The 11,983-nt window shown below is 51.6% G+C and carries 15 protein-coding genes and 1 pseudogene; 12 read left to right on the top strand and 4 right to left on the bottom strand.

Annotated elements, in window-relative coordinates:
- Positions 1-50 precede the first annotated feature (50 nt).
- The 9 genes and pseudogenes from ACO0LF_RS24485 to ACO0LF_RS24445 all read left to right on the top strand — a co-directional run.
- Positions 51-377, top strand: a complete 327-nt coding sequence (locus ACO0LF_RS24485) for a PilZ domain-containing protein (RefSeq protein ID WP_423018792.1) — start codon at positions 51-53, stop codon at positions 375-377.
- Positions 378-457: 80 nt separating this feature from the next.
- Positions 458-949 carry a YbaK/EbsC family protein gene (locus ACO0LF_RS24480; protein ID WP_423018790.1) on the top strand — a complete coding sequence of 164 codons (492 nt, stop codon included), beginning with the start codon at positions 458-460 and terminating at the stop codon, positions 947-949.
- Positions 946-1,161 carry a DUF1289 domain-containing protein gene (locus ACO0LF_RS24475; protein WP_230413875.1) on the top strand — a complete coding sequence of 72 codons (216 nt, stop codon included), beginning with the start codon at positions 946-948 and terminating at the stop codon, positions 1,159-1,161. The genes ACO0LF_RS24480 and ACO0LF_RS24475 overlap by 4 nt, the downstream gene beginning before the upstream one ends.
- A 23-nt stretch (positions 1,162-1,184) precedes the next feature.
- On the top strand, positions 1,185-1,823 hold the full coding sequence (locus ACO0LF_RS24470; RefSeq protein ID WP_423018788.1) for a 2-hydroxychromene-2-carboxylate isomerase: 639 nt from the start codon (positions 1,185-1,187) through the stop codon (positions 1,821-1,823).
- The gene (locus ACO0LF_RS24465; protein ID WP_423018786.1) at positions 1,820-2,728 is read left to right on the top strand and encodes an MBL fold metallo-hydrolase; all 909 of its coding nucleotides are present in this window, start codon (positions 1,820-1,822) and stop codon (positions 2,726-2,728) included. The genes ACO0LF_RS24470 and ACO0LF_RS24465 overlap by 4 nt, the downstream gene beginning before the upstream one ends.
- Before the next feature lie 12 nt (positions 2,729-2,740).
- Positions 2,741-3,274, top strand: coding sequence for a DUF3916 domain-containing protein (locus tag ACO0LF_RS24460; protein ID WP_423018784.1), 534 nt, complete (start codon positions 2,741-2,743; stop codon positions 3,272-3,274).
- Between the two features lie 59 nt (positions 3,275-3,333).
- Positions 3,334-3,711: a VOC family protein gene (locus ACO0LF_RS24455; protein WP_423018782.1), complete on the top strand. Its 378-nt coding sequence runs from the start codon at positions 3,334-3,336 to the stop codon at positions 3,709-3,711.
- Between the two features lie 3 nt (positions 3,712-3,714).
- On the top strand, positions 3,715-4,242 hold the full coding sequence (locus tag ACO0LF_RS24450) for a GNAT family N-acetyltransferase (RefSeq protein WP_423018780.1): 528 nt from the start codon (positions 3,715-3,717) through the stop codon (positions 4,240-4,242).
- A pseudogene (locus tag ACO0LF_RS24445) lies at positions 4,239-4,424 on the top strand (helix-turn-helix domain-containing protein); the annotation flags it as partial. The gene ACO0LF_RS24450 and the pseudogene ACO0LF_RS24445, both read left to right, overlap by 4 nt.
- Positions 4,425-5,066: 642 nt before the next feature.
- Here ACO0LF_RS24445 and ACO0LF_RS24440 read toward each other — a convergent pair.
- The gene (locus ACO0LF_RS24440; RefSeq protein WP_423018778.1) at positions 5,067-5,921 is read right to left on the bottom strand and encodes an enoyl-CoA hydratase-related protein; all 855 of its coding nucleotides are present in this window, start codon (positions 5,919-5,921) and stop codon (positions 5,067-5,069) included.
- A gap of 94 nt (positions 5,922-6,015) precedes the next feature.
- Here ACO0LF_RS24440 and ACO0LF_RS24435 point away from each other — a divergent pair, with 94 nt between their 5' ends.
- The 3 genes from ACO0LF_RS24435 (at position 6,016) to ACO0LF_RS24425 (ending at position 8,602) form a co-directional block, all read left to right on the top strand.
- On the top strand, positions 6,016-7,014 hold the full coding sequence (locus ACO0LF_RS24435) for an NAD(P)H-dependent flavin oxidoreductase (protein WP_423018776.1): 999 nt from the start codon (positions 6,016-6,018) through the stop codon (positions 7,012-7,014).
- 53 nt (positions 7,015-7,067) lie between these two features.
- Positions 7,068-7,370: a DUF1330 domain-containing protein gene (locus ACO0LF_RS24430; RefSeq protein ID WP_423018774.1), complete on the top strand. Its 303-nt coding sequence runs from the start codon at positions 7,068-7,070 to the stop codon at positions 7,368-7,370.
- A 152-nt stretch (positions 7,371-7,522) separates the two neighbouring features.
- Positions 7,523-8,602, top strand: a complete 1,080-nt coding sequence (locus ACO0LF_RS24425; protein WP_423018772.1) for a carbonic anhydrase — start codon at positions 7,523-7,525, stop codon at positions 8,600-8,602.
- Between the two features lie 18 nt (positions 8,603-8,620).
- Here the strand turns inward: ACO0LF_RS24425 and ACO0LF_RS24420 are convergent, their stop codons facing one another.
- The 3 genes from ACO0LF_RS24420 to ACO0LF_RS24410 form a co-directional block, all read right to left on the bottom strand.
- Complete coding sequence (locus ACO0LF_RS24420; protein WP_423018770.1) at positions 8,621-9,055, bottom strand: DUF3052 family protein; 435 nt, start codon at positions 9,053-9,055, stop codon at positions 8,621-8,623.
- 72 nt (positions 9,056-9,127) lie between these two features.
- On the bottom strand, positions 9,128-9,586 hold the full coding sequence (locus ACO0LF_RS24415) for a cache domain-containing protein (RefSeq protein WP_423018768.1): 459 nt from the start codon (positions 9,584-9,586) through the stop codon (positions 9,128-9,130).
- A gap of 146 nt (positions 9,587-9,732) precedes the next feature.
- Positions 9,733-11,979: a molybdopterin cofactor-binding domain-containing protein gene (locus ACO0LF_RS24410; protein WP_423018766.1), complete on the bottom strand. Its 2,247-nt coding sequence runs from the start codon at positions 11,977-11,979 to the stop codon at positions 9,733-9,735.
- Positions 11,980-11,983: the final 4 nt, after the last annotated feature.

Below are 11,983 nucleotides of genomic sequence, written 5' to 3'. Positions count from 1 at the left end.
TCCGCATCGCATCTTTTCTTTCCAAAAATGTTTTTCATGTATTTATCTGTATGAATGAGTCACGAGTTGCTACACGTACCAATGTTACATGGCGCGGTGCCATCCAGGTGATTCCAGGTAAAATTGTCCCTGCGAAGATTATTAATTTTTCTTCCAGCGGCATACAAATTCAGTGCAGCGCCGTGCTGAAAGAAAAACAGACTTACCAGATCATGATGGAAGTCCCCAGTACCCACGATGCCTCCAAGCGTACCCAGGTAGTTTGTAAGGCAACTTGTGTATATTCCATACTGAGTGGTAATGAGTATCGTACTGGCATGAAATATTTTGAGGTGCAGGAACAGCATATGGCTTTGCTGACATCATGGCACGGATAATTCGCCAAGTTGTATCCGCGCATAGAGCAGGCAGACTTTGCTTGTGATATAAATAGCTTTTGCCTTATTTTTTAGCGCCCATGTCTACAGATTCTGTATTACCCGAAACCGCCCAGCGCGTTGCCCAATTACTGCAAAGCCTGGGTCATGATCAGCATGTCGTCATGTTGCCAGAAACCGGCAAGACCTCGGCTGAGGCTGCAGCGGGCCTGGGATGCCTGGTTGCAGAAATTGCCAAATCCATTGTCTTCCGTCGCCTGACCGATGATGCAGCCGTCATGGTTGTTGCCAGCGGTATCAACCGCGTCGATGAAAGCAAGGTAGCTGCTATTGTCGGGCCTTTGGGCAAGGCAGATGCACGCTTTGTCAAAGAAAAAATCGGTTATGCCATAGGCGGTGTCTGCCCTATAGGCCATGTACAAAAAACTGTCATGCTCATTGATGAAGATTTGCTGCAATACCCGCATGTCTGGGCTGCCGCAGGGCATCCTCATGCGGTCTTCAAACTGACACCTGAACAATTGAAAAACATGACAGGCGCACCTGTCGCTGATGTGGCTTTACGCGCATGAATATCCTGTATGAATTTGACCCGGCCCAGTTCGTCATGAAACCCGGGGCAACCGTGCCTTCGCCCTGCATCAATATTTGTCGTATGGATGACAAGACCGGGCTATGCACAGGTTGCTATCGCAACATCGATGAAATCATTTGCTGGAGCAAGGCAGATAATCACAAGAAGCTGGAAATCTGGGATCTGGTACAACAAAGAATGCTGCCCTGAACGTATGTAGACGAAAGGCTTTGATGAAACAACTGGACTGGTATTTCGATTTTATTTCTCCTTTCGCTTATTTACAGAGTGAAATGCTGCATCAATTGCAAGGTGTGCAGCAGATTACTTACAGGCCCGTGTTATTCGCCGGTTTGCTGAATCACTGGGACAATAAAGGCCCGGCAGAAATCGCACCGAAACGCCAGTGGACTTTCGAGCACTGTGCCTGGCTGGCGCACAAGCATGGTATTCCTTTACGCATGCTGCCCGAGCATCCCTTCAATCCCCTGCCTTTGTTACGTCTGTGTCTGGCACTGGGCAGCACAGAAGCCGTGGTGCACAGGCTGTTTCGCTTTGTCTGGCGTGATGGGCATATACCCACGCAGACAGAACACTGGCAAGCCTTGCTGGATGAATTGCAAGTGACCCCCGCCATGCTCGATGATGCTGCCGTCAAGGATGCCTTAAAACGCAATGGTGAGCTGGCCATCGCCGCCCAAGTATTTGGTGTGCCGACTGCGGTCGTTGATGAGCGTTGTTTCTGGGGCCTTGATGGCACGGACATGCTGCAAGCTTATTTGCATGGCGATGCCTTCTTCGCATCGGCAGAATTGACAGCCGCACAGACCATGCCTTATGGCCAGCAGCGTAAAGTAGTGGGTAAGACATGATGCAACTGCCCGCCTGCATGCAAGTCTTTGAACGGGGCTGGTTGTCGTCGAATAACATCCTGTTTATCGATGAACAACAAACCGCGCTGGTTGATAGCGGTTACCTGAGTCATGCACCGCAGACCATGGCTTTGATTGAGCAAGCCCTGGGTGGACGCACACTGGATTTACTGGTGAATACCCATCTGCATTCTGATCATTGCGGTGGCAATGCCAGCTTGCAGCGCTTGTATGCTTGCCGCACCCTGATCCCCATTGCCGACACGCCTGCAGTAGCAGCCTGGGATGAAGAAGCTCTGACTTATGCCGCTACCGGCCAGCGTTGCGAGCGTTTCAGTTTTGATGGCGCGATACAGCATGGCGATGAGTTACGACTAGGTGGCATGGACTGGCAGGTATTGTCTGCGCCCGGCCATGATCCCCATTCCATGATCCTGCATTGCGCACAGGAAGGCATACTGATCTCTGCTGACGCCTTGTGGGAAAACGGCTTTGGCGTGATCTTCCCCGAGCTGGAAGGTGAATCCGGTTTTGCCGAACAGGCGGCCATTTTGCAAGTCATACGTGAACTCCAGCCACGCATCGTCATCCCCGGCCATGGCGCAGCGTTCAGCAATGTAGAAGCAGCCCTCGCGCGTGCCGAGTCCCGTCTGGCTTATCTGCAAGCAGACCCGCGACGCAATGCCCGCAATGCCGTCAAAGTCTTGCTGGCCTTCATCTTGCTGGAAGTACGCCAGCTCAGCCTGGCCCAGGTCATGAGCCAGCTAGGTCAGACTCGCTGCTTTATTTCTTCGGCAACTGTGCTTGGACTCAGTGCCGAGATCCTGATACCGCAAATCGCTGCAGAACTGGTGGCTGCCGGTGCTGCGACACTGGATGCAGATGTGCTGACCAGTACTCGTTAAGCGCGAGCAGCCATGCCTAAGCTCACCGCAGAAAAAAAACTCCGGGGCATATCCCGGCGCTTGCGCGCCCTGCATCAATGGTCGGACTCTTTCCAGAATAATTTTCCTGCAGCGGCAGAACTGGCAGAAAATCCACGCTACTGGAACTGGAAAATTCCTACTGACTGGGCCATGCTGGAAGGCAGGCAAAGCACACTGGCAATGAAGCGCGAGATCGCCTGTCTGTTATTGCAAGCCTGCGAACACTTGATTAAGGCCAAGCCCGCCTGGGCCAGCTCTTACCGGGTGACTTGCCTGATCTGCCTGCCACAAATGTTTGCCAGTGAGATTTGCATTTACCTGGATGAAGCTTACTTCCAGAGCAAAATTTCAGTATCTGAAGCAGATGCAAATATCAGTGCAAAGCGCATCCACGACACTAACCTCAGCCAGACATGGCAATTGCCACTTTCAGAAAACATGAAAGAAATTGGCATGCAGTTTTGCCATACTGAAGATGACCTTGTTAATGTCAGCCAGTACTGGATGTTTGGCGAATTGGGTTGAAGGCGGCAGTTTGGCTATGCATTTTTTTGTAACTATATTTAAAACAGGAATAAAATTTTATGCTGCACCATATTTCCCTGGGCGTGCGTGATCTGGCATTGGCAGGCGCTTTTTATGACGCTGCCCTCGGTGCATTGGGTTTTCGTCGCGTGTTTGAAGACGACACCGCCATAGGCTATGGCTTGCATGAGGATCAAGATATCCTATGCCTGAAATTAAGGCCGGATGCCACGCCACCCGGCCCGGGTTTTCATCTGGCCTTTGCCGCGGTGACACACGCAGCAGTAGTACAGTTTCATGCGGCAGCACTGGCAGTAGCTGGAAAAGACAATGGCAAGCCGGGTTTGCGTCCTGACTATGGACTTAATTATTATGCGGCATTTTTGATTGATCCTGATGGTCACCACATAGAAGCGGTGAGCAAGGCTGTGGGATAAAATATGAGCATAGCTATACAAATACGACTTGCCACACAAGCTGATGTACTTTGCCTGAGTGTACTGGCAACTCAGGTTTTTCTTGATACCTATGCCACGGCCGGGATACGTCCAGCTATAGCGAAGGAAGTGTTGAATTCTTTTTCGATCTCTGCCATCGCTGGCTTGCTGGAACAGCATAATACTTTCTTTCATGTTGCCGAGCGTGACGGTCATTTAGTGGGGTTTTCTCAAATCACCTTCGGAACCAGGCAGGAGCTGGTCACTGACACACATCCCGCCGAACTCGACAGACTGTATGTGCAGGAGCCATTCACTCGGATGGGGCTAGGGGGCCAACTTTTACATACGGCGGAAACCAGTGCTGCCAGGCATGGTGCAGATGTCATGTGGCTGACACCCTGGGTGCATAACAACAGAGCTTTGCAGTTTTATGCCAGACAAGCTTATACGGATATAGGCAGCACCCATTTTTTTATGGATGGCGAGGCACATGAAAATCGTGTGCTGTGTAAACAACTTAGTCGCTAGTCAAGACACCTGTGTCGTATGTGCAAGATTTGCGCATAGAAAAAGCAGTGCATTTGTTGAAGACTTCCAATCATGGTGTGGAGCAGATTGCGGGCTTGTTAGGGTATGCGGATGGGGCGACTTTGCGGACTTTGTTGAGGAGGAGGTTGGGGAAGGGGATACGGGAGATCAGGGTAGGGTGATGAAATTTTTACTCGCATCAGAGACACGCAAACGAGCTAACGACTCTCTGATTTACGACTAATCTTAGTTACGTCATTCCTGCGTGCTTTTGGCAGGAATCTAGCGGCGTTCATAGCATGCCGTATCGCTTGTTGAATGCCGTACTTTGATCAAAAAATTGCCCTTCGTGGACACAGGCCGGGTCTCGGCCCGGCAGCCGAAATACTTTCTTTGCGTCGCCAAAGAAAGTATTCAAAGAAAGGCGACCCAGGCGTAGCACTCCACTGCGCCGCTTGCAAGCGGCTTAGATGTTGACAGCGCAAAACATGTTTTGCGAAACCCTGCCAACATCCCCTGCGGGGTTCCCATTTGTGCAGTACAAAAAATGGGAAGGCCCGAAACTCGCCTGCGGCTCAAACAGCGGTCCTTCTTAATCCATTTTCTGTACCGCACAAATGGCGGCTACACATGGGAACTGCAAAAGTCAAAAGCAACCCCAACGTCAAAAGCAACCCTGCACGGAATTTAATCGTAGGTTGGGCTACGCTTCATCAGCCCAACACTGAGCCTAAAAATAACGTAAATATTGAGCAAAATTTATACCATCATTTGGAGATATCTTTGCTTCGTGATTGCGAGTCAATTCTGATGAAACTACCCCCTTACTTCAAACGATAATCCGCCTCAGAAAACGAACTAACCGGCGCCAGATCCGCATACTCCGTGGTCCTGCCTTGCTGCTTCGCCATGAAAGCCTCCATCAAATTACTGCTTTGCCAGATACCTGATTGCAGCCAGCCCATTTGTTGCAGGGCGTCGTGGGTGCTGTGGTCGCGGGCGTAGTGGATGGCTTGTTTGCTGCCCCAGATCGCGACCGGGGGTTTTTCGGCGATTTCTGTGGCCATTTGCTGGGCGGCTGCCAGCATGTTTTCCTGGGTATCAAATACCTCATTGAGTAAACCAACTGCCAATGCACGCTGGGCGGGCAGGCGGCGGCCGGTGTAGGCCATTTCGTGGACTATGCCTTCGGGGATGAGCTTGGGCAGGCGTTGCAGGGTGCCGAGGTCGGCGGTCATGCCTATATTGATTTCCTGTATGCAGAAAAAAGCATCGTTGCTGGCCAGGCGTATGTCGCTGGCGCAGATCATATCGACACCGCCACCTATGCAGCCACCGTGGATGGCGGTGATCACTGGCATGCGCAGGGATTCGATAAGGTTGAAGGCATGATGCATGTCTTTCAGTGCCAGGGCGATATTGGCGCGGCCAACGGCGCTGGCATCGTCCAGCGTGATGCCGCCTCCGGCAAAGACATCCAGTGCCATGCCCGCGGTGAAATGTTTGCCGGTGGAAGAGATGATGAGCACGCGGGCATTTGCCTGGTTTTGCAGGTTTTGCAAAATCTCTGTCAGTTCACGGAAAAACACCGGTTGCATGGTGTTCAGCGTGGCGGGGCGGTTCAGGCGCAGGTGGGCGATTTTATTGTTGATGCTGAAGTCAAAACATTGATAAGTCATGGTGTCTCCACAGGATTTTTATTTGCACGGTAAAATCATACTGGATATATGCAAGAAATCTGTTGTCTGTGCTTCAGCTTAGAGGATATCAACTATGACTCAAGATTCACCTGTACTGCATTCTGCATCACGTCTGCCATCCGCTTTGCAACACCTTAGCCTGCCCGTCATAGGTTCGCCCCTGTTCATTGCCAGCGGCCCCAAACTGGTGGCAGCACAATGCAAAGCAGGCATCGTTGGTTCATTTCCGGCGCTGAACGCCAGGCCAGCCGAATTGCTGGATGTCTGGCTGACAGAATTGCAGGCTGAACTGGCTGCGCACCAGGAAGCGCATCCTGACGCGATAATTGGCCCGATCGCCGTCAATCAAATTGTCCATCAATCGAATGACAGGCTGGCGCATGATGTTGAGGTTTGCGTCAAGCATCAGATACCCATCATCATTTCTTCCCTGCGCGCACCACCACCAGAAATGCTGGATGCGATACACAGTTACGGCGGCATTGTCATGCATGATGTGATTTCCATACGCCATGCACAAAAAGCACTGGAAGCCGGGGTTGATGGACTGATCCTGGTGGCAGCTGGGGCGGGTGGTCATGCGGGCGGCCTGTCACCATTTGCCCTGGTCGGTGAAGTCAGGCGTTTCTTTGATGGCCCGATTGCCTTGTCTGGTTCTATTGCAACGGGTGATGCCGTGCTGGCGGCACAAGCCATGGGGGCTGATTTTGCTTATATAGGCTCACGCTGGCTGGCTACAGTTGAGTCGAATGTCGATGAAGCTTATCGCCAGGCCATCCTGGATTCTGCGGCGGCCGATATTGTCTATACCAATCTATTTACGGGTGTGCATGGCAATTACCTCAAAAAATCCATTATTGCTGCTGGCCTGGACCCGGATAATTTACCGGTGGCTGACAAGAGCGCGATGAATTTCGGTTCCGGTAGCGGCAGCAAGGCCAAGGCCTGGCGCGATATCTGGGGCGCTGGTCAGGGCGTGGGTTTGATGAATGATGTCTTGACCGTGGCGGAAGTGGTAGCACGTTTGAAATCGGAATATGTGGCTGCCAAGGCGCGCGTATTGTCTTTGTAGGCAAAAAATCAATAGTAATCAATAGTAATAAATAGAAATAAATAAGGAACATCATGAGTAAAGCTTATGTCGTTGCAGAAATCCAGGTCACCAATACAGATGCATATGCCGATTACCGGCCTTTGGCAACTGCCAGCGTAGCCCAGTATGGCGGGCAATTCCTGGTGCGTGGTGGTACACGGGTGCAAAAAGAGGGTAGGGACGATGCCCATAATGAAGGCTGGCGCTCGGTGCTGGTTGAGTTTCCCAGCCTGCAGCAGGCACAACTCTGGTATGACTCGGTCGAATATGCCAAGGCCATGGAAATTCGTCATGCCAATTCCATAGGCCGTTTGTTCATTGTTGAAGGCGTGTAAGCTCAGATAGTCGTGATCTGAGGGCGAAAAAACCACAAATTGCTTTCAGGATTCAAGTTTGCAAAGAGACTTGCCGTAACTAAGGTATCTCTCTGCAAACTGTATCCTAAATTCACTCCACTATGCGCCGCTCTCTCGCCTTGCTGCTACTTATGTTGTTGGCTCTGTCCGCTCAGGCGAACGATCCACCGCCATCCAAACCTATTAAACCGGCATCAGCCAAAGAAGAAGCCTCCAGTTCGGCTTCAGCTTCTGCCTCGGCCAAGGAAGAACGCAAGCCCTCTGCCAAGGAAAGCAAGGAAAGCAAGGAATCCGCCAAAGAGGCGGCTGTCCGTGCCAAAGAAGCGCTGGCAGCCGATGAGCTGGCGGCGCGCATAGCCGAGCGCCTCAGTGTGATCCGCAAGGACAAGGATGAAGCAACAGCTCGCAGTGTACCCAAGCCCGTCATGCGGCCATCTTATGCACCGCCAATACGCAGGACGGAGGTAGCCAAAGTGAAGAGTGAGCATGGCACGAATAGCGCAGCAGCAGCGGGTGGGCTGGCGGCCAGTCATGCCGATATACACTGGAGTTACCAGGGCGAGGGCGGTCCTTTGAACTGGGGCAAGCTCAATACCGCCAATGCCAAATGTGATAGTGGTGACCGGCAATCCCCTATTGATATCCGCGATGGCATCAAGGTAGACCTGGACCCGATTGCCTTTGACTACAAACCCAGCCGTTTCACTGTGGTCGACAATGGTCACACCATACAAGTCAATATCGGTGCGGGTAACTATATCAATGTGCTGGGTCATAACTATGAACTGGTGCAATTCCACTTCCATAAACCGTCAGAAGAGCGCGTGAATGGCAAAAGCTTCGAAATGGTCGCCCATCTGGTGCACAAGGATGCCGATGGCAAACTGGCCGTGGTAGCCGTGTTGCTGGAACGTGGCAAATCACATAGCCTGGTGCAGCATGTCTGGAATAATTTGCCGCTGGAAAAAAATGAACCGGTACAGGCTTTGACGACCATGGACATGAATGACGTCCTGCCTGTCAAACGTGATTACTATACCTATATGGGCTCGCTGACGACCCCACCTTGCAGCGAAGGCGTGTTGTGGCTGGTCATGAAAGAACCAGTGGAAATTTCGCCAGACCAGTTGACCATATTTAGCCGCCTGTATCCCATGAATGCGCGACCTATACAAAAAAATTCAGGGCGTTTGATCAAGGAATCGAATTAAGCAGTGTTGAGTGCCATGCTATGAGGCTGGCCAGTCCGGCCTCAACTCCTTGCGTACCACCAGTTTCAAACCTGACCATATCTCGCTGACAGCGCAGACCTTGATATCCACATAACCCATGGGCAGGGCAACTTCTCTTATCGTATCTTCAGTGATATCGGTAGGGACTTTGGAGGCTTTCTTGGGCCAGGATACCCAGATGGCGGCATCACTTCTCAAACTGGTTTTGTATGCCAGTAGTTCTTTAACTAGGACAGCTTTCTTGTCTGTGAACAGATGAACGATATCTGTCGTAGTTGCAGTCTTTTTGTCAAACACCACACCAGCAGGCAGGCCAACCAGCAGATCAGGATAATTATCCGGTGCATGTCTTGTAAAAACATGACTGCCCGACTGTATCCCCAGTTTTTTTGCCAGTGGTGTGCCTGAATAGCCAGTGGGAATGGAGTTCATCGTCAACAAAAATTAAAAAGCAGCACCTGCAGAGGAACTGCTTTTACAGCTATCGGGTGAATCTGGCTAATCCTATTTATAAATTCCACAACCAATCACGACATCGCCTGATTTTTCAAAATAGGTGGATTTTAATTCTATGGCCTTGGTGGTCGGATTGGGCCATTTGTAGTCTATCCAGCCTTTGCCCTTGCTCTTTGCATTTGCCAGCAGTTCTTCAATAAAAGCTTTGTTATCAACGTCCCTGAGAGTGCTGATATTTTTTCCTATCAGTTTGGCATTCGCGCCATGTGCCAGGGTCTTGCCGCTCAAATCCAGCACAAAGATATACAGATCACGATCTATGAAGCTGCCAGTAGCGCTATTGAATTCAGTATAGGCCGCTTCACTACCTTTGGTCTTGATATAACTGATCGCTTTTTTCACCATGGCTTCAGCCTCTTGCGCCGTACCATGCTCTGCTGCCATGACGCTTTGGCTGACAAAAATACTGAATAAGCTCAGTGTCAGGAATTTAATGATGCTACGCATGATAAGTCTCCTTTATTGTGGGTATCAATTCCCGGTATTTCATCAAAGAAGTTACGGAAATTGATACCTTTCAACATACAGCTATCTGCGTCTCATTACTAGTTTTTGCTCACTCTTACCATCATTCTCACAACAAGTTATAAGAATTAAGCTTGCTTGTAAGGCAGCTCGCGCCAGCGCTTGCCACTGACCCTGGCGATGGCATTGGCAAAAGCCGGTGCCAGTGCTGGCAAGCCAGGTTCACCCATGCCAGTAGGTGCGTCGGCACTGGGGACGATATGCACAGCGACTTGTGGCATATCGGTAATGCGTGGGACGACAAAGTCGCCAAAGTTGCTTTGCTCGACGACGCCATCCTTGAGCGTGATAGCCGCACCTGGCAGACACATGGAGAGGCCCATCAGCGCAGCACCCTGCACCTGCGCTTCTACACTCTTGGGGTTGACAGCCAGATTGCAATGCACACCAGCAGTCACCTTGTGCAGCTTGGGCTGACCATTTTTCATGGAGGCTTCCACCACGTAAGCGACGACTGAAGAAAATGACTCATGCACAGCGACCCCATAGGCACGTCCTGCTGGCAATTTCTTTTTGCCATAACCAGATTTTTCCACTGCCAGTTGCAATGCCGCTGTATGTCTTGGATGTTTGTCACCCATGAGTTTCAGGCGGTAAGCCACCGGATCTTGTTTGGTGGTCTGGGCAATTTCATCGAGCAGGGTTTCCATGACAAAGGCGGTATGGGTAGAACCCACGCTGCGCCACCACAAGACCGGCACATTGATCTTGGGATGATGGACAGACAGGCGCATAGGCATTTCATAAGGTTCTTTCATGCCTTCGACTGCTGTGATATCGACACCATCCTTGACCATCATGGATTCAAATGGCGTACCACCAACGATGGACTGGCCGACGATGACGTGATCCCAGCCCAGGATATTGCCCTGCGCATCAAAACCTATCTCTGCCTTGTGCACATGCATGGGGCGATAATAACCACCCTTGACATCATCCTCACGGCTCCACAATGTGCGTACAGGTGCATCCAGCCCTGCTGTCTGCGCCGCCTTGGCGACATGGCAGGCTTCCACCACATAATCACTGGTAGCAATTGCCCGGCGGCCAAAACCACCGCCCGCATACTGGGTATGCACTGCAATATTTTCCGGTTTCAAACCCAGAGTTGTGGCAGCTGCAAAACCATCCAGTCCAGGCATTTGCGTACCCATCCACAATTCTGCCTTGTCACCCTTGATGGCAACCGTGCAATTCAGCGGTTCCATAGGTGTGTGGGCAAGGTAGGGGAAGACAAATTCGGCATTCAGCTTATGCGGTGCTGCTGCTATCTTGGAAATATCATCATTGAACTTCAGCGCGCCTGTTTTCTTGGCCAGTTCTTTATAGGTCGCCAGCATCTTGATGGAATCGACTTTTTCAACGCTATCGGTATCCCATTCCAGTTTCAGGGCATCGCGCCCCTGTTTGGCTGGCCAATAACCGGTCGCGATAATCGCCACGCCCTCGCCACCGCGGTCGGTAGGCACTCGCAGTACCGCCTTGACACCCTTGATGGCCTTGGCCGCAGTGTCATCAATAGTCTTGAGCCTGGCACCAAATACCGGTGGTCGTGCGACTACCGCAGTCAGCATGCCGGGCAGATGGGTATCAATACCAAAATCCTGGGTACCTGTGGATTTGGCCTTGGCATCCAGGCGGCCTGTGGGTTTGCCTATCAGGCGGAAGTTTTTCGGGTCTTTCAGCGTGACCTTTTCTGGCACTGGCAATTTCATGGCAGCATCTGCCAGTTCGCCATAGCCCAGTTTCTTGCCACCGGGGCCTATGACATTGCCATTTTCGGTGCGCAGGCTGGCAGGGTCGACTTTCCATTGTTCTGCTGCAGCCTGTACCAGCATGGCACGGGTGCGGGCACCCAGTTCGCGGTATTGGGTATACGAGTGGGCGATGGAGTTAGAACCGCCCGTCAAATGCATGCCAAATGCCGGGTCTACATAGGCAGGATGGTTATTGCCATTTGCGCTTTGGACCTTGGACCAGTCGGCATCGAGTTCTTCGGCCAGTATCAGGGGCAGGCTGGTTTGTACACCCTGGCCAAATTCCAGGCGGTTGAAGGTGACGGTGACAGTGCCATCCTTGGCAATTTGCACGAATGCACCTGGTTGTTCAGTAGGTTTCAGGCCTGCAGGCGCTTTAGCGGCAGCATCCTGGGCTGTTGCCAGCATGGGGTAGCAACCCAGGGCAAAGCCGCTGGCGGTGGCCATCTTCAAAAAGCTGCGGCGACTCAGGCCGGTAGATGGTGTTTCTGGTGTGGTGGATTGCAAGAGGTTTTGCAAATGGCGTGGCAACTCATCGAGGCGGGCTTCAAAATGCATGTTT

This window comes from Undibacterium sp. Di27W (assembly GCF_049340345.1).
Taxonomy (GTDB): domain Bacteria; phylum Pseudomonadota; class Gammaproteobacteria; order Burkholderiales; family Burkholderiaceae_D; genus Undibacterium.
The sequence above is the reverse complement of the archived record's forward strand: the minus strand, read 5'-3'. Positions and strand labels throughout refer to the sequence as shown.